The organism is Desulfocastanea catecholica (assembly GCF_054657295.1).
On record NZ_BAAHYZ010000007.1, the window covers coordinates 1 to 19,608 of the forward strand.

21 protein-coding genes are annotated in these 19,608 nt (G+C 47.0%); 11 read left to right on the forward strand and 10 right to left on the reverse strand.

Features of this window, described 5'->3' with window-relative positions; all coding sequences use genetic code 11:
• Nucleotides 1-104: 104 nt before the first annotated feature.
• Nucleotides 105-626, reverse strand: coding sequence for an adenine phosphoribosyltransferase (locus ACYQ8U_RS08035; protein ID WP_459945019.1), 522 nt, complete (start codon nucleotides 624-626; stop codon nucleotides 105-107).
• A 9-nt stretch (nucleotides 627-635) separates the two neighbouring features.
• A complete protein-coding gene (gene mtnP, locus ACYQ8U_RS08040) occupies nucleotides 636-1,394 on the reverse strand; it encodes an S-methyl-5'-thioadenosine phosphorylase (RefSeq protein WP_459945193.1) in 759 nt (252 codons plus the stop codon).
• Nucleotides 1,395-1,657: 263 nt separating this feature from the next.
• Between mtnP and lspA the strand changes: the two genes are divergently transcribed.
• The 3 genes from lspA (at nucleotide 1,658) to ACYQ8U_RS08055 (ending at nucleotide 4,206) form a co-directional block, all read left to right on the forward strand.
• Nucleotides 1,658-2,176, forward strand: coding sequence for a signal peptidase II (gene lspA / locus ACYQ8U_RS08045; protein WP_459945020.1), 519 nt, complete (start codon nucleotides 1,658-1,660; stop codon nucleotides 2,174-2,176).
• A gap of 148 nt (nucleotides 2,177-2,324) precedes the next feature.
• Entirely contained in the window at nucleotides 2,325-3,443 is a 1,119-nt protein-coding gene (gene asd / locus ACYQ8U_RS08050; RefSeq protein WP_459945021.1) for an aspartate-semialdehyde dehydrogenase, read from the forward strand.
• A gap of 307 nt (nucleotides 3,444-3,750) precedes the next feature.
• A complete protein-coding gene (locus ACYQ8U_RS08055) occupies nucleotides 3,751-4,206 on the forward strand; it encodes a hypothetical protein (RefSeq protein ID WP_459945022.1) in 456 nt (151 codons plus the stop codon).
• On the opposite strand, the gene ACYQ8U_RS08060 is transcribed toward ACYQ8U_RS08055, so the two are convergent.
• Nucleotides 4,203-4,457, reverse strand: coding sequence for a hypothetical protein (locus ACYQ8U_RS08060; RefSeq protein ID WP_459945023.1), 255 nt, complete (start codon nucleotides 4,455-4,457; stop codon nucleotides 4,203-4,205). The two genes, ACYQ8U_RS08055 and ACYQ8U_RS08060, sit on opposite strands and share 4 nt — an antisense overlap.
• A 2-nt stretch (nucleotides 4,458-4,459) precedes the next feature.
• Between ACYQ8U_RS08060 and ACYQ8U_RS08065 the strand changes: the two genes are divergently transcribed.
• The 6 genes from ACYQ8U_RS08065 (at nucleotide 4,460) to ACYQ8U_RS08090 (ending at nucleotide 10,130) form a co-directional block, all read left to right on the forward strand.
• Entirely contained in the window at nucleotides 4,460-4,609 is a 150-nt protein-coding gene (locus ACYQ8U_RS08065) for an acetate--CoA ligase family protein (protein ID WP_459945024.1), read from the forward strand.
• A 52-nt stretch (nucleotides 4,610-4,661) separates the two neighbouring features.
• Complete coding sequence (locus ACYQ8U_RS08070) at nucleotides 4,662-5,192, forward strand: CoA-binding protein (RefSeq protein ID WP_459945025.1); 531 nt, start codon at nucleotides 4,662-4,664, stop codon at nucleotides 5,190-5,192.
• A 164-nt stretch (nucleotides 5,193-5,356) separates the two neighbouring features.
• Nucleotides 5,357-5,626 carry a hypothetical protein gene (locus ACYQ8U_RS08075; protein ID WP_459945026.1) on the forward strand — a complete coding sequence of 90 codons (270 nt, stop codon included), beginning with the start codon at nucleotides 5,357-5,359 and terminating at the stop codon, nucleotides 5,624-5,626.
• Nucleotides 5,627-6,292: 666 nt separating this feature from the next.
• Entirely contained in the window at nucleotides 6,293-8,068 is a 1,776-nt protein-coding gene (locus ACYQ8U_RS08080; RefSeq protein ID WP_459945027.1) for a formate--tetrahydrofolate ligase, read from the forward strand.
• A gap of 563 nt (nucleotides 8,069-8,631) precedes the next feature.
• Nucleotides 8,632-9,258: a cyclodeaminase/cyclohydrolase family protein gene (locus tag ACYQ8U_RS08085; protein WP_459945194.1), complete on the forward strand. Its 627-nt coding sequence runs from the start codon at nucleotides 8,632-8,634 to the stop codon at nucleotides 9,256-9,258.
• Nucleotides 9,259-9,272: 14 nt separating this feature from the next.
• The gene (locus ACYQ8U_RS08090; RefSeq protein ID WP_459945028.1) at nucleotides 9,273-10,130 is read left to right on the forward strand and encodes a bifunctional 5,10-methylenetetrahydrofolate dehydrogenase/5,10-methenyltetrahydrofolate cyclohydrolase; all 858 of its coding nucleotides are present in this window, start codon (nucleotides 9,273-9,275) and stop codon (nucleotides 10,128-10,130) included.
• Between the two features lie 193 nt (nucleotides 10,131-10,323).
• On the opposite strand, the gene ACYQ8U_RS08095 is transcribed toward ACYQ8U_RS08090, so the two are convergent.
• From ACYQ8U_RS08095 to ACYQ8U_RS08120, 6 genes are all read right to left on the reverse strand, one after another.
• Nucleotides 10,324-10,599 carry a DUF8180 domain-containing protein gene (locus ACYQ8U_RS08095; RefSeq protein ID WP_459945029.1) on the reverse strand — a complete coding sequence of 92 codons (276 nt, stop codon included), beginning with the start codon at nucleotides 10,597-10,599 and terminating at the stop codon, nucleotides 10,324-10,326.
• Nucleotides 10,600-10,635: 36 nt separating this feature from the next.
• Nucleotides 10,636-10,830, reverse strand: a complete 195-nt coding sequence (locus ACYQ8U_RS08100) for a CooT family nickel-binding protein (protein ID WP_459945030.1) — start codon at nucleotides 10,828-10,830, stop codon at nucleotides 10,636-10,638.
• Nucleotides 10,831-10,862: 32 nt separating this feature from the next.
• On the reverse strand, nucleotides 10,863-11,795 hold the full coding sequence (locus ACYQ8U_RS08105) for a methylenetetrahydrofolate reductase (protein WP_459945031.1): 933 nt from the start codon (nucleotides 11,793-11,795) through the stop codon (nucleotides 10,863-10,865).
• A gap of 2 nt (nucleotides 11,796-11,797) precedes the next feature.
• Nucleotides 11,798-12,460 carry a methylenetetrahydrofolate reductase C-terminal domain-containing protein gene (locus tag ACYQ8U_RS08110; protein ID WP_459945032.1) on the reverse strand — a complete coding sequence of 221 codons (663 nt, stop codon included), beginning with the start codon at nucleotides 12,458-12,460 and terminating at the stop codon, nucleotides 11,798-11,800.
• A 49-nt stretch (nucleotides 12,461-12,509) separates the two neighbouring features.
• Nucleotides 12,510-13,028: a hydrogenase iron-sulfur subunit gene (locus tag ACYQ8U_RS08115; protein WP_459945033.1), complete on the reverse strand. Its 519-nt coding sequence runs from the start codon at nucleotides 13,026-13,028 to the stop codon at nucleotides 12,510-12,512.
• A gap of 122 nt (nucleotides 13,029-13,150) precedes the next feature.
• Entirely contained in the window at nucleotides 13,151-16,201 is a 3,051-nt protein-coding gene (locus ACYQ8U_RS08120; RefSeq protein WP_459945034.1) for an FAD-dependent oxidoreductase, read from the reverse strand.
• Between the two features lie 492 nt (nucleotides 16,202-16,693).
• Here ACYQ8U_RS08120 and ACYQ8U_RS08125 point away from each other — a divergent pair, with 492 nt between their 5' ends.
• The gene (locus tag ACYQ8U_RS08125) at nucleotides 16,694-18,163 is read left to right on the forward strand and encodes a response regulator (protein WP_459945035.1); all 1,470 of its coding nucleotides are present in this window, start codon (nucleotides 16,694-16,696) and stop codon (nucleotides 18,161-18,163) included.
• 59 nt (nucleotides 18,164-18,222) lie between these two features.
• On the opposite strand, the gene ACYQ8U_RS08130 is transcribed toward ACYQ8U_RS08125, so the two are convergent.
• On the reverse strand, nucleotides 18,223-19,026 hold the full coding sequence (locus tag ACYQ8U_RS08130; protein ID WP_459945036.1) for a DUF3786 domain-containing protein: 804 nt from the start codon (nucleotides 19,024-19,026) through the stop codon (nucleotides 18,223-18,225).
• Between the two features lie 382 nt (nucleotides 19,027-19,408).
• On the opposite strand from ACYQ8U_RS08130, the gene ACYQ8U_RS08135 reads away from it, so the two are divergent.
• Entirely contained in the window at nucleotides 19,409-19,600 is a 192-nt protein-coding gene (locus ACYQ8U_RS08135; RefSeq protein ID WP_459945037.1) for a ferredoxin, read from the forward strand.
• The last annotated feature ends 8 nt before the right edge of the window (nucleotides 19,601-19,608 follow it).

Consider the following 19,608-nt stretch of genomic DNA (forward strand, 5'->3'; position numbering starts at 1 on the left):
GACACTTTCGTGTCCGAGGCTTTTGTCGTTTACGGCTTTGCTTTTATGGTTGTACTGTTTGATAAATTCCCATCAAATAGTCTACTCTCCGGCCGGTTTGACTGCTACTCTCCTTCAAATTCCATAATGGAGAAAATGGCACAATTTGCGATCTGCTCCCTGCCCTTCAAATCCGGCAACTCGATGAGGAAAGCACACTCAACGATTTCTCCACCAAGCTTTTCAACCAGTTTTACGGTCGCGCCAATCGTGCCGCCGGTGGCAATCAGATCATCGATAATAACGACCTTTTCACCGTGACTTATCGCATCACTGTGAATTTCCATTACTCCGGCGCCATATTCAAGACTATATATCTCTTCTATCGTGTCATGCGGCAGTTTACCTTTTTTTCGTACCGGTACGAAACCAAGACCCAATTTATAGGCCAACACAGCACCGAAGACAAACCCTCTGGCATCAATGCCGACAATCTTATCAATATGCTGGTCACGGTAACGTTCGTATAAAATATCACACGATTCCTTCAGTGCCAGCGGATTTTTCATCAACGTCGTCAAGTCTCGAAAAATTACCCCTTCTATAGGCCAGTCAACAATGCTGCGTACGCATTTTTTCAAATCCATGTCTGCCCTCTATTTGCTCTCTTTGTTAAATTTTTCTATTACTTTCACAAGCAGTAGTTTGACATTATCAGCATTTTTCTGAAAAACTTCGAGAATCTCATCCCAACTGACAGGTCCCTCATCAACTTTCCAACAATCGTAATCTGTGGACATTGCCACAGCGGCATAAGGGATCTTTAATTCGTTCGCAAGCATAGCCTCAGGTGCCGTCGACATGTTTATAACATCCGCCCCCCAAAGCCGAAACATTTTTGATTCGGCAACGGTTGAAAAGCGCGGGCCTTCAATAGTAACAACACATCCATCAGGATGCAGTGTCAAGCCAAGCTCCAGCCCAACCTCAACCAAAGTCCGACGCAGTACCTCGTCAAAAGGATACGCCATAGATACGTGGTGAATACCATTATCGAAGGAATCAAAGAAAGTATTTTTTCTAAAACGGGTAAAATCAAGAAACTGATCAATAATAACCAGATGCCCTCGTTCAATTTCCGTCCTGAGGCTGCCACAGGCGGTCGTCGCGATGATATGGCTTACCCCGAGCTGTTTCAGAGCCATAATATTCGCCCGGTTGTTCACCTGGGTCGGGCTATATTGATGCCTGTGTCCATGCCGTGCCAAAATCACCGTCTCCACCCCAGCAATCTTGCCGATCGTCAGTGTAGACGATGGTTTACCAAAAGTCGTATCGACATCGACAGTCTGTGGTTCCTGCAAAATATCAGGATCGTCAAGTCCCGATCCACCTATGATACCGATTTTCATTATGTAATTCTCCTGACTGCTACCCAAAAATATTCTAAAAAAACCTTTGCATAAAATTTCTGTAAATGTTTACTAGCGCATCACTCTAGCGAACTCTCTCTTCAGCTTCAACTTTTTTAACACACGCAGGTATGGATAAGAGGAAAGAGAGTTGACATTCAACTCATAACTGTCGATAGTTGGCCGACATGTACCTCTATCTTTTAAGAAAAAAATAAAAATCGACGGGATAAACAATCCTTTCTCTTTTCTTTTTTATGCAAAAAATGTCTTCCTTTCAATTGAAAAAACACTTTGAAAAAGGAGGTGTTTTTCGCTCTGTAACACTGCTTCTTATCATCATTGCTACCGACCAGTACACAAAGCTTCTTGCTGTAAAATATTTACCAACATCTGGTGAGATATCTTTTTGGAATAATTTTTTTCAAATGTCTCTTGTTGTAAACCACGGTGGTTTTCTGGGAATAGTGAGTAGTTTCCCAGAGAATGTCCGATTTTTTTTTCTTAATATCTGTGTATCCTTTCTTCTTATCAGTTGTCTTTTTTACCTTTTTTATTCTAGGAAAAGAACAATTCGTTACGATATGCCTCTGGTATTTGTTACCGGCGGTGGCTTAAGCAATCTTTTGGACAGAGTTCTGCATGGTGGCGGTGTTACCGATTTTTTGAGTCTTGGCATCGGCAATTTCCGGACGGGGATTTTCAATCTCGCCGATATATATATTCTTGTCGGGTCTTTTATTGTGGGTTCTTATCTTTTTTGCAGATCATCCAGATCAAAGTAATTGTTTTTAGCCCTTTCCCGTTCTTTTTTCCCGCGCATTTCTCATTTATTTTATGTATATTTATCTGCTCCAGATTTATTACCCTAATTTGAGGTACCTTTGTCAAAATTACTAAGAAATACATACAATTATACTCATGGAGTCTGCAATGCTTAAGGTAGGATTTATCGGTTGGCGAGGAATGGTCGGTTCTGTTCTCATGGACCGGATGTTGAAGGAGAACGATTTCCAGGGTTTTGAACCGGTATTTTTCACCACATCTCAGGTAGGTCAGGCCGGACCCGATGTCGGCAACGGCTCGACGACTCTAGAAGATGCCATGAATATCAGCCGACTGGCCGAAATGGATATCATCCTCTCTTGCCAGGGCGGAGGATACACCACCAAGGTCTATGAGTCACTCCGCGCCGGCTGGAACGGCTTTTGGATTGACGCTGCATCTACGCTGAGGATGCAGGACGATGCAATCATTGTCCTTGATCCGGTAAACCGGTCGGTCATTGATGCAGGTCTTGAGAAAGGTATCAAAAACTATATCGGAGGTAACTGCACTGTGTCCCTTATGATGATGGCACTTGGCGGTCTCTTCGAAAAAGATCTGGTTGAATGGATCAGCTCAATGACCTACCAGGCAGCAAGTGGCGCCGGTGCAAAAAACATGCGTGAACTCATCTCCCAGATGGGGCAACTGCACGGAGAGGTTAACGGTCTTCTGGCCGATCCCTCTTCGGCTATTTTGGATATCGACAAGAAAATCACCGCCAAATTGAACGACGGCTCCCTCTCAATGGACAACTGGGGCGTTCCTCTTGCCGCCAGTCTTATTCCATGGATCGATGTGCCGGTGGCCAGTGGCCAATCCAAGGAAGAGTGGAAAGGCATCGCAGAGACGAATAAAATCCTCGGTAACAGTGCTGACCGAATAATCCCGATTGATGGACTCTGTGTGCGAATCGGCGCCATGCGTTGCCATTCCCAGGGGCTGACCATCAAACTGAAAAGAGATGTCAGTGTCGAAGAAATCGAGACGATCATTGCTGACCATAATGAGTGGGTACGGGTCATCCCCAACGACAGACAGATCAGTTCCCGGGAATTGACTCCGGTAAAAGTTTCCGGAACACTTACCGTTCCAATCGGCCGAATTCATAAAATGAATATTGGCCCGGAATATTTGACAGCGTTTACAGTCGGCGATCAGCTGCTCTGGGGCGCTGCCGAACCAGTTCGGCGAGCCTTGAAAATTATCTGCAGCCACCTTAAATAATTTTCCGGCACTGCATTGGAAAACAATCGACTACCGGGACAATTTTTCTAAAAAAGATGCCCCGGTGGTCAAATCTCTCATCCCAGCAAACGAGAAAAAGGCTCACCTGGTCTGCAACGAAGCAATTATTGCCTTTGCTCTGTCAATATGCTTAATTACTTCAGCCACCTACCCCACTTTTCTGACAAACAGTGTATAATTTATTCCGTTTTCAAAGCATCTTTATTCCTTAGCTGCCTGTATAATGCAACCAAGCATAAACCAATCACCCTCTTTAGGTTTTTTCCTTTACCCTCGGACATCGAATATGACACACCCTAAAACACAGGCTCTTCTGAAAAAAATTAACTACATTGAAGCAGATCTTGATATCCAAAAACAGATCCTCTTTTCCATCCCCTCTGCCGAAAAAGAAGAAATAGAAAAAGCGATAGTCCGCATTGCTGCCAGAAAAAAGGAGATCGAAACGCTCCGACAGGAGTTACACGAACTTGATCCTGTGGAGTATGAGAGAATACTTGCGTTTGAAGTCGCGGTGGACAAATTTAAAAAGATTGCAGCGGAAAGCCCTTTCCAGTCAATTATCAATAGAAATATCAATGAAGAATGTACCCTGGCCTTAAAAAACGATGAAAAGTTGCAATGCCTGATCAAGGCATGTGATGAGAACAGCAACTGGACGGTCATCACCTTAAATGGAGAAATAAAACAATTCCCCGCGGCGGAAGTGACCGAAAAAGCTCCGCCAAAAACGACTGATTAATGGTATCTTTCCCTGCAGACGGCAGCGCAGTGCCGGAGAAATTTTCCTTTTCCGGTTCTGTTGCATTTCTCAGTGACTTTTGATCGGTCGACACTTACTTCCCCTGACATGCCGACCGTGATTCCAGCTTGCCGGGCCAGCGCCGTATTCAGCCGAACACCGGCGGAGAGGACGACAATATCAGTTGATCGGCGGAGAAACACCACCGCAATTTTATTTTCATGGCAAAGACGATCGACTGGATGTGTCAAGATTGCATGGATTACCCGGTGACAAGGTGGTAATAAAAATTGTCTCTGAATACATCCTGCACAAAAGCGATGTGGGTGGAGTGAGGATTACCGGCAAAAATGGTGAAGACGTACTCTCCACCATCCGGCGGGTGAGTTTTGAAATTCCGTAAGAACTTGAAGTTAACCCTTTTGCCTTCAGTAACTATCTGATGATGCCCCTTGATGGCTTGTGCAAATTCTCCACCGACAAACGGCTGCAGCCAACAAGACCGATTGAAAAAAATCGACAGGCTTCTCCACCCAGCGACGATCTGCGTTGTCGGGATTTCCACAAAAAAGATCAATATCGGCCGCATCATCCTGGATAACATCCTGGCAGCCGGCTTTTCAAGAGAAAACCTGCCCATTATCCATCCCGAGGCCGGTGCGATTGACGGCATCAGCACCATATCGCATCTGATCGCTCTGAAAGAAAAAGTCGATCTGATGATATTGGCGGTAAATGGTGCGCAGGTTCCAATCATGATAGAGGAAATCCTGCAAAATAGTCTTGCGGAAAGCGCCATCCTGATTTCCGGAGGGATCGGAGAACAGCAGGACCAGCAACATCTCGTAAGGCAGATCCAGGAAAATATTCTTGCAGCACGAAAAAAATCTTCCCAGGCACCGATATTTCTTGGAGCCAACAGCTTAGGTATCCTGTCACAGCCAGGCAGGTACCCCCAGTGTCAGGGAAATTGCCGCATGAACTAAAACCCGAGGAACCTATACGCGCACTATCGGACTGGGAGCCAGAGTGGCGCTTATATGATCACCCGGATGAGCACTCTCACCTTTCTCGATCCCGCCTACGCTATTTCCATCGGCAACCAGCTCGATTTGACCGCCGGAGATTTCATGCACTTTCTGTCGCCATTGTGCCCTTAACCCCTCTCCTCCATACGCTGCCGGAAGAATTGGCCAGAAACAATACCTTCAGTTCTGAAAATTCCATAGTCGAACGAATTTCTGTTCTGAATATGGCCTCATCCAAGCCACTGGTCGTCGTTGTCGACAGCGGCAGATTGTACGATCCCATGGCCGACGGCATTCAGAATCATGGCCTGCCGGTGTTTCGATCTGCTGACATCGCTGTTGGTGTTCTCGGAAAATACATACATAACCGCCTGCAAAACCAGAGGGCATAGGCTGAATAAACCTTGCGACGGATGCACTTCTTTCAGGGCAGCACACATTCCCACAAACCGCACAACCAAAAGATACAACATTCTCCTTGAACCTGCATGCTGCATCTCATCCATTATTTAAGTCTAAAAGTAAATACATCCTATATACAACAACATAAAAAAAATAGCTAGACCTAACCTAGAAAATAACTATTTGATCGAATATCTTTTTAACAAAAAAAGATGAACTTTACGTACATTTTGCACAACAATGTTAAGTATAATTGACGATTCAGATAGTCATGAATCTTCTCCAAAAGGGCCTAGCGAAAACAATCGTTAATACAAGCCCTAGTGGCTTGTATTAATAATGTATTTTTTCAGGCCGCTTTCAGCTAAAACCAATTGATAATCATCAAAATTTGTGGTACCAGTTTGCAATTGTTCGAATAGTTAAAGGAGTCGTCTATGACTCACCAGAGACTTGATTTTTCTACAGAGGAAAGATCTTATGACACAGTCAGTTTGTCTTATTTCTTCTCACCGCACTTATGATCGATTCCGGTCTTTAAATTTTTTCGCAGTACTTGTTGTTTCAAGACTTCACCGCACGTTATAATCGCGTTTTTTTAATCGCGTTTTTAAACTTGGCTCATATCGGGCCTCAATCTAACAAAGGAGTGAACAATGGTCTTAGATCCTACCAAACATGCAGATTGGGAGATTGCGCAGGACGCAGAAAAAACGATGTTGACGATCTATGAGATCGGCGAAAAACTTGGGCTGACCAAGGAAGAACTACTCCCTCAGGGTCACTACATTGCGAAAATCGATTTCCGCAAAGTCCTGGATCGTTTAAAAGACAAACCAGATGGCAAGTACATTGATGTTACGGCAATCACCCCGACCCCGCTAGGTGAAGGCAAATCAACCTCTTCCATGGGCCTCGTTCAAGGTCTCGGTAAGATAGGTAAAAGTGTCTGTGCGGCTATTCGTCAGCCATCCGGCGGCCCAACCATGAACATCAAAGGATCGGCGGCTGGTGGTGGACTTGCTCAATGTATTCCACTCACACCTTTTTCTCTGGGATTCACCGGCGACATCAACGCCATCATGAACGCCCACAACCTCGCCATGGTTGCCCTGACCTCACGCCTGCAGCATGAGAGAAACTACGACGATGAGCAGCTGGAAAGACTTTCCGGTATGAAGCGCCTCGATATCGACCCGACTAACGTTGAAATGGGTTGGATCATGGATTTCTGCTGCCAGTCACTGCGAAACATCATCATCGGTATTGATGGCGTCAATGGTAAATCCGATGGTTTCATGATGAAATCAAAGTTCGGTATTGCCGTCTCTTCCGAGGTCATGGCTATCCTTGCTATCGCCACGGATCTCAAGGATATGCGGGAAAGAATGGGCAAGATCGTTGTTGCCTACAACAAAAAAGGCAAACCGGTCACTACTGAAGACCTTCAGGTTGCCGGCGCCATGACCGCATGGATGGTTGATGCTTTGAACCCATCCCTCATGCAGACCCTCGAAGGACAGCCGGTTATCGTTCACGCCGGGCCTTTCGCCAATATCGCTATTGGTCAGAGTTCCATCATCGCCGACCGTATTGGTCTGAAACTGGCCGACTACCATGTCACCGAATCAGGTTTCGGCGCCGATATCGGTTTCGAAAAATTCTGGAACCTCAAATGCCGTTATTCCGGTCTTAAGCCGGACTGTGCGGTTGTCGTTGCGACCATCAGAGCTCTCAAGTGTCACGGCGGCGCACCTGTCCCGGTTCCCGGCAAACCAATGCCCGTCGAATATAGCACGGAAAACGTGGGCTGGGTTGCCGATGGCTGTGCCAACCTTATTCACCACATCAGAAACGTCAGAAAGGCAGGTATCGCCCCAGTTGTCTGTATCAACGCCTTCTACACGGATACTGATGCGGAAATTGCCAAGGTTCGCGAACTGTGCGAAGCCGAAGGTGCCCGGGTCGCCCTGTCCAGGCATTGGGAGAAAGGTGGCGAAGGTGCTATCGAGTTCGCCAAGACCGTTGTCGAGGCCTGCGAAGACAAGAATGATTTCAAATTCCTCTACGAACTGGATATGCCGATCAAAGAGAGAATCGAGCTTATCGCCAAGGAAGTGTACGGGGCAGACGGGGTTGACTATTCGGCAGATGCCAACAAAGCCATTTCCAGAATCCAGAAAGACCCGGTACTCTCCAAGATGGGTATGTGTATGGTGAAAACCCATCTGTCGCTGTCCGACAATCCTACCCTGAAGGGGGTGCCCGTTAACTGGCGCCTGACCATTCGTGAAGTTTTGACCTACGGAGGCGCAGGGTTTATCGTACCTGTTGCCGGAACTATCAGCCTTATGCCTGGCACCAGTTCAAACCCTGCCTTCAAGCGGGTTGATGTCGATGTTGAAACCGGTAAGGTTGAGGGTGTATTTTAGACTCCCCCTCTTAGAAGTCTGCGGGATTGGTAGAGATATGACTCTACCAATCCCGTACCATGTTACGCCTGGCAGCAAAAACTCGTCACTTTCAGCAACAAAATCGGTATGATGTTGTTTCCCTATTCTTCACAGCTCCACTCCCTTATGGCGACCAAGGGGTTGACAGGAAACACACTTTATCCGGAAGAACTACAGTCTCTTTTATATCTTTTGCATGACCGTCAGCAGTTATAAACTATGTTGACTTCTGGATAAATGAGAGCGATAGCCCATCAGAATCCAAAATGTTAAAAACAGCCAACCTGTTAGAAACAGTGGACTATCCTCTGTTTCCTGCCATCTATGGGCCCATTAATTTAATACCTTTTCGCCCGATCTCTTCGTCATACTGGGACTTCTTCAATACCCCTTGAGGAGTAAAAAGCAAATAAAATTATTCTGAATCACTAAAAGACAATAGAGCCCTTCTTTCTAGTCCTTGTTACCGATTGAAGTAACTTTAACAAACGGGTCAATTGTCATCAATTAATCACAGCAAAAAGGAGACCTTAAAAATGTCAATGCTTGACAAAACATGTAAAGATTTCAACGATGTTCTGGCCTCAAAAGCAGCTGTACCTGGTGGCGGAGGCGCTGCCGCAATGGGAGGTGCCATTGGCATGGCACTCTCCAACATGGTTGGAAATCTTACGCTCGGTAAGAAAAAATATGCTGACGTGGAAGAGGAAGTCAAAGAACTCCTTGCAAAAGGTTCAATAATTATCGCAAAACTGGAAAGTCTTGTTGATAAAGATGCTGAAGTTTTTGAACCATTGTCCAAGGCCTACGGACTGCCAAAAAACACTCCGGAAGAGATTGCCTACAAGCAAAAGACAATGGAAGATTGTTGCAAAACAGCCTGTTCAGTACCAATGGAAATCATGAGAAATGCATATGCAGGGATTAAAATCCATGAAAGAATGGGACAGATCGGAACTATGATCGCTATCTCTGACGTGGGCTGTGGTGTAGCATTCATGAAGGCAGCACTCGTCTCTGGAAGCCTCAATGTTATCATTAATTTGAATACCATAAAAGATCAGGAATTTGTGAATAAGACCAAAGAAGAGATGAATACACTGCTCAAAGACGGATCAAGGATTGCGGATGAAACCTTTGAACTTGTAGTTTCCAAATTAACAAAATAGGGAGCGTGAATAAAATGGCAGAAGTTCTAAAAGGAAAACCTGTAGCAGATGCAATAAAGGCAGAACTCACCCAAAAAGTTGAAACCCTCAAGGGCAAAGGAATCACCCCCAAACTTGGCATTATCCGGGTTGGCGCCAGACCTGACGACCTGTTTTATGAGGGCGGAGCAAAAAAAACATGCACAGCTGTAGGAATGGATTCAGAAGTTTTTGAATATCCAGAGGATATCGACCAGGTCTCGTTTGAAAAAGCTGTTGTTGAAGTTGGTGCCAAAAAAGATATCAACGGTATTCTGATGTTTTCTCCGCTTCCCAAAACGCTTGATGAACGTAAAATCAGATCTCTTATACCGGTCGAAAAAGATGTGGACTGCCTCACAATAGGGGGTGCAGCGAAAGTTTTTACAGACGACCCAACGGGATTTCCACCCTGTACTCCAAAAGCCTGCATGGAAATGCTGCATCATTACAATATCCCAATAAAAGGGAAAAAATGTGTGGTGGTGGGCAGGTCACTCGTCGTTGGTAAACCAATGGCAATGCTGCTGTTACGTGAACATGGTACGGTTACAATATGTCACTCAAGAACGGAGAATTTGCCGGAGGTCTGTAAAGATGCCCAGATTCTTATTGCCGCAGTGGGGCGCGCCAAAATGGTGACTGCTGACTTTGTCAAGCCTGGCCAAATTGTAATAGACGTTGGTATCAACGCCGACCCTGATAATCCGGGAAAATACTGTGGTGATGTTGATTTTGCTTCGGCCGAACCTATTGTTGAAAAAATTTCACCAGTTCCGGCAGGGGTTGGGTCAGTCACTACAACCGTGCTTTGCAAGCATACCATTTTGGCCTGTGAAATGCAGAATTCATAACCTTTTTTCTGCCATGAGCACCTAAACAAAGGCATTCGATCTGACCCACATTGAATGCTTTTGTAGATATCTTTTTACTAAGCGGTAAACACCGAGACGGAAGTAACGATACGTTCGTTACTTCCGTCTCGGTTCTTTTCAGTGCCCGGATTTATCTGTCAGAACTCAGCAGATAGCATTTGCCCACCACATGTTATTCATCATGGTGATGATGGGAGTGGCCATGATGATGACCATGGTCGTGTTCATGGTGACCTTGGGAGTTTGGTCCACCAATTTCATGGAGTGCTTTTCCCAGCTGGGCATTGAGGGTGGCCATCGTTTTAACCGCCTCGGTGATGTTCTCGGCCAGCGAGACCTGTCCTTCGTCGGCCATCAGCTTACGCCATTTCTCGAACTCTTCGACATGACCTTTATTATGGTCAATCCAGTGTTGCAGCATTACCCGCAATTTTTCAACATTATCCATTCTCTCTCCATTATATCCAGCTGCTACTGGATCGTTTCAACCTTTGTTGTATAAAAAAACCTTGCCGCCGGCAAAATCAATACGGCGTATGGCAACACCCATAAAATCCCTCGGTCCCTCAAAGAGGGAGGAAATTTTACATCCGTTGTCAAGGACCTCCAGAGTTGTCACGTTTTCCACCAATAATTCTTCTTCACCGTTTTTTTCCAAAAATACGCTTGTCTGACACATTATAAACCTCTTTTTTTCCTACTCCCGTACTGCTATTCTATTACCGGCCTTGGATAGAGTCCTGCTCTCTCAACTATCTCCGGTACTTTTTCTTCCCATTCGATAGCCATGATATGAAAACCACGCACCCCGGTACACTCTTTTAACCTCTCGATAGCCTCGACCGCAATAGTTATTCCCTCCTCGGCCTGTTTATCTTTTGGCACCCCGGATAAACGTTTGATCAGCTCCTGGGGGACATCCATACCGGGCACGGCCCGGGCCATATACTTGGCCATACCTACTGATCGCATGGGGGTAATACCCGCCATTATAAAAACTTTTTCGTGCAGTCCCCGTTCTACCACTCCCTTCATCCACAGTTCAAATTTATCAAGGTTATAGACACACTGGGTCTGAATAAATTCCGCACCGGCAGCTATTTTTTTAGCAAGCCTCGGCACGCGAATCTTAAAAGGATCGGCAAATGGATTGGCCGCAGCACCGACAAATATATTCGGCGGTTCCTTTATGACATCTCCGCCGAGAAACTTTCCTTCATCACGCATGTACCGCACCGTCTGCAGGAGCTGCATGGAATCCAGATCGAAAACATTCTGCGCCTTGGGATGATCACCGAAGCTTTGATGGTCACCGGACAGACAGAGCATACTATTGATACCAAATGACGCCGCGCCCAGGATGTCGCTCTGCAGGGCGATCCGGTTTCTGTCTCTGACCACCATCTGTAAAACCGGTTCGAGACCTTCATTCTTCAGATGTATACAGGAGGCCAGACTGCAGAGCCTGGTAACAGAGGTCTGGTTGTCGGTGATATTGATACAATCGACATGATTTTTAATAAGATGTCCCTTCTTGATAATGCCGGATGCATCACTGGAGCGTGGCGGCCCACATTCACTGGAGACAGCTATATGACCACCTTTCAATACCTTCTCAAGCCTGCTGTTAGTTTTAATTTCCACGATTAAAAGTCCTCCAATTTAAATGACCGAGGGCCACCTGCGCGATCTTTTGACCAATCTTTAATAGGAGCTAACTTCTCGTAATCATCCAACTTGCCAAGGGCTTCCAGGCGATCGACAACCAACTGCCAGGCACAATCTATATCTTTGGAAATTTCACATTTCCCATTCGACGAGCCACCGCACGGGCCGTTAAAGAGACGCTTGCAACAACGACTGACCGGACAAACCCCCCCGGTTACGCCAAGGACGCAATCACCACAGGCCTGGCATTTTTCAGTGAAGTATCCATCCTGTTTAACATCTCCCAAAAATGTCGTATTTAATGCTGGATAGACCGGAGTGCTGAGGTATTTTTCCGCAACGAACTGGACGCCGATACCACAGGCCATACTGAGAACCGCCTCGGATTGATCAAGCAATTCTTTGGCGGACTCAAAAAAGGGGTGTTCGCACTGCCGCTCAATCCCGCCGTTTTTTATTTCAATGTCAAGTCCTTCCTGTGTCGCCCGCATCCGCAGGAGGGAGGCAAGTATTTCCGCCTCTTTATTGCCGCCCTGATGACAGATGGCAACACAGGTATTACAACCAAAGACAGTCAGTTGTTTGTGGCCCTTGACCATCTCCCATATTTCATCAAACGGTTTCTGCTCTCCTACTATCATAGCTCTTCCACTCCTTCATCAGTAGACGGTAGTTCCGCCAAAAGTACTGTCAGGCAACCTGTTTTTCAGCTTGCGCGGATTCTTTTTTTTTCCGAAGTGCAAACCATATGGGTGATGGTCCCATCGCAACAATTTTTTCGGTGAATTTTGTGCAAATCTCCGCCCAGCGTGGCCCCTGGGCGGCCGAGAGATTAAAGAATTCCAGCCGCTCGGGATTTATCCCAAGCATATACAACATTTTTTTGACCCGCCTGACTCTTTTTACCGCATTCAGATTTCCTTCCAGGAAATGACACTGTCCTTCGAGTCAGCCAGCGGCAAAAACGCCGTCAATACCCCGTTCAAAGGCACGCAACAGATAGACATGATCAAGTTTTCCCGTACAGGGTAATCGCACCACCTTAACATTGGGGGGGTAGCGCAACCGCATAACTCCAGCAAGATCGGCTGCCGCAAAGGCACAGTAGTGACAGGCAAAGGCAATGATATTCGCCTGCCAGTCAGCGGGAACCTCCTGGGGCTTTTCCGGACTTTTCGGTTCTTCAATTTTTTCTGTGTCAATCACCATTATTCTTTCCTTCTTGTTGAATTGACCTGTTGAATAATTGCATGCACCAAACTCCGACTTCAGTATTTTACCCCGATTACCAGCAGACCAGTCGAGATTCTTGGCACTACCAGTCTTTCCTGCTATGTCATTTCCGTTACTGAATCGACCATGGCCAGGAGTTGGTCATCACGAAAGTAATTGACCTGGTACGCCTTGGCCGGGCAGACCCCGGCACAGATACCGCACCCCGTACACTTTACCTCATTATGGCTGACCCGTCCGTCTGTATCAATAAAAGGGGCGCCAAAAGGACACTTTTTCACACAGGCCAGGCAGGACATGCAGATATTGCGGTTGTGTTTGGAAATAACTCCGGAAACGGTCAATGTATCATTTGACAGCAACGCGCCGACGCGGCCGGCTGCGGCCAGGGACTGGCTGATGGTTTCCTCCAGATTTTTCGGGGCATGGGCAAGGCCGGCCAGAAAAAAGCCCTCACTCGGAAAATCGACAGGACGCAATTTGACATGCGCCTCAAGGAGAAAGCCGTCGATGTTACAGGTCAGCTTGAATTTCTTGGCAAACTCGTCGCCATCCGGCTGAGGCCTCAAGCCCGTTGACAGCACCAGATAGTCGGCGTCAATGGCCATTTCCATGCCGAGTACTTTTCCAGGCAGAGTGACCTTAACCTTGTCGCCGGCAACATCTACCTGCGGTTTTTCATCCGGGGTGTAGAGGAAAAACAGCACCCCAAGATCCCGTGCCCGACGGTAATAATCTTCTTTTAAACCATAGGCCCGCATATCGCGATAAATGACCACCACCTGGGCGTCGGGCGCCTGTTCTTTGATGGCAATACTGTTTTTCAGTGCATCCTGGCAACAGATACGCGAGCAGTAATTATTCGGCTCCTCGCGTGAACCGACACACTGGATCATGACATAGCACTTGTCATTTTCAGGGCCTTTATCGGCAAGCAATGTTTCCAGTTCGCGCTGGGTGATTATTTTGTCGGATTGCTCATAACCATATTCGATCGGCTGGTATTCCTCACCTCCCGAGGCAATAAGCAGTGCACCGTGACTGACGGTCTCCCGGTTGGTCAGGGTCGTTTGAAAATTGCCAACATAGCCATCAACCTTTTCCACTGTGGTCCCGAGATGCACGGTAATATCCGGATGGTTTTCCACCCGCTGCATCACATCCGCCAGGAAGGCCTGCACGTCATCTCCCTCCAGGTTGGTACGGACATTTCGCAGTAACCCGCCAAGCGTATCAGCTCTTTCAACCAGATGAACACCATAACCCTGTTCAACCAGCGAGAGAGACGCCCGCATCCCGGCAATACCGCCACCCACGACAAGGGCATTGTGCGTCACGCCAACGGAGGCGGAAGTCACCGGCACCAACAGCTTGGTTTTTGCTATGTTCATATTGACAATCTGGATCGCCTTATGGGTGGCGTTTTCATTGTCATGCATATGACACCAGGAACACTGCTCACGAATGTCTGCCAGCTCAAAGAGAAACCTGTTCAGACCGACTTCTCGAATGGTATCCTGAAAGAGAGCCGCATGGGTACGTGGCGTACAGGAGGCGACCACGACCCTGTTGAGATTTTTTTCTTTAATCAGATCTCTGATTTTCTGCTGTCCGTCAGGGGCACAGGCATAGATAATCGTCTCGGCATGGGCAACGCCAGGTTCTTTTGCCGCCATTTCCGCCACTTTTTTGACATCGACGGTTCCGGCAATATTTGTCCCGCAATGGCAGACGATGACACCTATTTTCGATTCTTCACCCTCGATGTCCCTTTCGTCAGGAAGAACAACCTCCTCAACTTCCGTACCCCGGCGATCCCCAAGCAGCGCCATGGCTTCCGCCGCCGCGCCACTGCCCTGAATAACTGTTTCAGGGATATCTTTTGGTCCCTGATAGGTACCGGCTACATAAATTCCTTTGCGTGACGTATCAACCGGCCGCAGTTTCGAGGTTTGGGCAAAACCGTATTCATCGGCGGCAATACCGAAGATTTTTGCAAACTCGGCTGCATCGTTATGCGGTTCGAAGCCGATGGAGAGAATGACCATATCAAACTCTTCTTTAACTAATCTGCCGTCCTCGCCGACCGAATGAATGAGCAGATTCTTCGTCTCGGGGTCTTCGACGATCTCGGCGATCATTGCCCGCTTATAAATAACACCTGCATCGTTTTTTGCTTTTTCGATGTACTTGTCAAAGTCTTTGCCAAAGGCCCGCAGTTCCATGTAAAACACCGTAGACTGCACTTCGTTGTCGTGTTCCTTGGCAATAATTGACTGTTTGGCTGCGTACATGCAGCAGACCGACGAGCACCAGGGATTACCGTTATGGGCGTTTCGGGAACCGACGCACTGCACCCAGGCCAATCGTTTAGGATGGCCACCGTCGGAAGGCCGTGCAATCGTGCCGCTGCATGGACCGGAAGCGGACAGCAACCGCTCGAACTGGAGCGCAGTCACGACATTTTTCAGCTTACCATAGCCCAGTTCCTGGCGAATCTCCGGCTGATAGGTCTTCAGGCCGGGAGTCAGAATGATGGAACCGACCTGAAGATCGATCAGTTTGTCTTCATCGGCAAAATTAATCGCTAAAGCGTCGCAGACTTTCTCGCATTTGCGACAGACATTTTTGGTCAAGTAGAGACAATGGGCCGGATCTATCGCCCGGGTATTGGGAACCGCTTGGGGAAAGAGTGAATAAATGGCTTTTCGCTTGTCTAAGCCGAGGTTAAAAATATTTATAACCTTTGTTGGACATTCGGGCTCACAGGCGCCGCAGCCGGTACAACGTTCAGGATCGACATACCGCGCTTTTTGCTCGATGGTGGCGGTAAAATTGCCTTCATGGCCGGAGACACTGACCACCTTGGCCAGGGTGTGCATTTTGATGTTGTGGTGTCGACTGGATTCGACCATACGTGGAGAAATCATACACATGGCGCAGTCACCGGTCGGGAAGGTTTTGTCCAGTCTGGACATTGTCCCGCCGATGGATGGTTCATCATTGATCAGGTGCACCATCAGACCGCTGTTGGCAAGGTCGAGGGCCGCCTGCATGCCTCCTATGCCTGAGCCAACCACTAAAACTGATCCTATACTGTCTTTATTCTCCTGCTTGGGGGTAATCCTGGTCACTAAAAGATCCTCCATGAGATTGCCCCGACAGATAAACTACTCGTCATATTGTTGCTTCCGGCAGTTTACAGCGGGTACGCACCATATATTCGGGTTAAACAATGTATCGGTAAAGGATTTGACCTATGGCATTATAATAAATAAATAGTCTTATGATAGCTTTTTTTTCTTCGTAACGACCTTTTACATATACAAATGATATTTTCCATAAATATTTCTTCGATTCCACAAGGGAGCTTTTACAATATCGGCCAACATATGGTTTTTTCGTATTTAATTTGATAAATTTCGTTTTTTTTGCACAAGCTGCGCCTCAACCATAAATGAGTGTTTCGGAATTCGCAGGCAATTTCGATGCATGGAGCGACGTATAAGGTATATTGACAATAAGTTGGAATTGCGTGGATCTTTATTTTTTATTACAACGATGCAAGCGAAGCGAGAATCTCTTCTCTGAACGTCGAAACGCAGTTTACCTCCCGTCAAAGGAAAAACAGAGGAACCTAAATGACCACCCCTTCATGTGAACCCAGTCTTCATACCCCAAGAATTCTCGTCATTGATGATGAACCACGAATTCGTGATGCCTGCATGCTTGTCCTTTCCGATAAAGGATTTGACGTGGCCGCAGCCCCGGATGGTGAGCAGGGACTGCAGATGATCAAAGAAAAGCATTACGATATCGTTCTTGTTGATCTGATGATGCCGACCATTTCCGGTTTCGATGTCCTCTCCGAGGTGCGCAACCATCATCCGGATACGGTGGTCATTGTTATTACCGGTTATGCAACCCTGGAACACTCAATCGAAGCCATGAAAAAAGGGGCTTTTGACTTTATTCCCAAGCCGTTCACGCCGGACCAGCTGAGAGCGGTAGTCGAAAAATCGCTGCGCTACACCAGTGCACTGCAGGATATAGCCGATTCGAAATCCCGCCTGGGTGTCATGGTCAACCGCCTTACCGACGGCGTCATGACCACCGATGCTCGAAAGCTTATCGTCCAGGTCAATCCCGCCTTCCTGCATATGATCGGACATCAGGGGGAAGAAGTCGTCGGCCACCATGTCAACGAGGTTATTCACGATGAAACGTTGCTGGAATCTATCGATCAGGCACTCAACATGTCTCCCGATACCTTCGTCGAAATAACCAAAGAGATCCAGCTGAATGACAATAGTGCGGAAAAATTTTTCGGCGCCCGCTGCGCTCCATTTCGTGGACGGACCAACGAAAATATTGGCACTATTACCGTGTTGCACGATATTACCGCACTGAAAAAAATGGACCAGATGAAATCGGATTTCGTCTCTATGGTTTCCCACGAGGTGAGGAGTCCGATGAATTCACTCCTCATGCAATTAAAAAACATCAGTGACGGCCTTGCCGGTCCGGTCACCGAAAAGCAACAGGAGATTCTGCATCGAGCGTCAGAGAAAATCCTTAATCTGAACAATCTGGTAACCGAGCTGCTTGATCTTTCCAGAATCGAATCGGGCCTTATTTCACACGAAAAAGAACAGGTCAACATGGCGCAACTGCTGGCCGAGCAAAAAGCCTTCCATACTGCCTATGCAGAGGAAAAACAGATAACCATTCACCTCAATTGTCCGGATGACCTGCCCTCTATCCTTGCTAATCGGCAGAATATCGAAGAAGTCCTGGCCAACCTCATTACCAATGGCATTAAATATTCGCCTGCCGGAGGCACCATCACCATTTCGGCAACAAAAGAACACGAATATTTGAAATTTCAAGTGGCTGATACAGGCTTTGGTATGACCAGTGAGGATCTGGAAAAGATTTTCACCCGTTTTTATCGGGTAAAAGACTCGAACACCAGACAGATACAGGGAACCGGGCTTGGACTCGCCATCGTCAAAAGTATAATTGAATCTCACCACGGCAAGATTACTGTTGCAAGCGAGGTCGGCAAAGGCACAACCTTTACTGTTCTTCTCCCCCTGGCCGGTAGCTGAAAAATATTTCAAGCTTGCGGCATCTTTTAAGACTTGCTGTGTCCTCCTGACAGCAAATCTTAAAAACCATGGTGTTCCGCAAGCTTTTCAAACATCTTCGCCATCCCGGTTCCGAGAAAAAATGCCGCATCAATTCCGAGATTATCGTCGACACTCTTATCAAAAAAAACATTCAGGCTTGACGCCAGGCCCTCTTCAGGTTTCCAGTAACAGATCATGATCGGCACCAGGGGAAAAGGATGGAGGACAACGGAGACATCGGATTCAAACCGTTCTTCCACTGATTTGCCGCTGAACATGTGGACAATGTCATTAAAGAAATCAGGGTATTTGTCGCCAAGTTGTTTCAGGACGTCTTCTCCCCTTTTCTTAAATAATGCATACTTTTCCTTGCCGCCGCCGATCTCTCGAAAAGAGATCCACTCACCTGTAACCGGCACTCCTTTGCACTTCAAGACATAATCGAGTAAAGGCGATACCACCCAGGGGTTGATATGGATATCGGTGACGAACGTGCCGTTCCGATGTATGCCGAAATTTTTTCCAAGGATCGGCACAATCAAAACGTCTCCATTTACCCGTGCGCCGATTCGTTCGGCAACATGTCGAAAATCCAGATTCACGACCTCCTGGAGCATCTCTGCTATATACTCATCCTGACTATCTTCCCGCCGATCAGCCTGACCAGTTTCTTTTAATACCTTGGCAATATCCTCCCTTCCCAGGTGGGGGCACTCCTCAATGCGCCGTTTCCCCAGATACACTGCACCGGCGAACGCCAGGCAGGTCTTTTCACCACATTCTCTGCAATTGCTTTTATCAAGTACGCTGAAAATCTCCATAGCGTTTTTACCAACTCCCATTTTGCGACCTCCCTGTACGTATTCTTGAGAACAAAAACTCGCTTTTGTATTATTACATTAGTATTACTATATAATCATCCACCAAGAATTTGAAAAGACGGGTAAAGTCCCTCTATATATCTTCAGGTTCCGTACACTGTTTTCAAGGCTTCATAGGAACTTGATTCATTTGTCGGTGGCAAGATTTGCCGGAGACGATTATCTTGTTGCCATACGGTCAGGCAATTGACATTATAGGTGTGCCCCCCGATACAGAGAACCACGTCGGGATTCTTTTTAATACCCCCGTGCGGGGATACGTATCCACAAGGAAAAAATGTGGATTTTCTGGAGCTGCCCCGAAACAACGGGGTCCGCTCCCACGACACTAAAGGAGGAAGCAATGAAGGCAATTATATCAAAAGTGTGCATGGGCGACCGAAACTGCAACAAATTGTGTCCCGAAGTTTTCGAATATGATGAAGACCAACTTCTATCTATCGTCAAGTATGACGTCATCCCAAAACACCTGGAAGCTATAGTTCGCCAGGCTGCTGCTGAGTGTGGGGCAAACGCAATTACCATAGAGGAATAGAGGAGGTT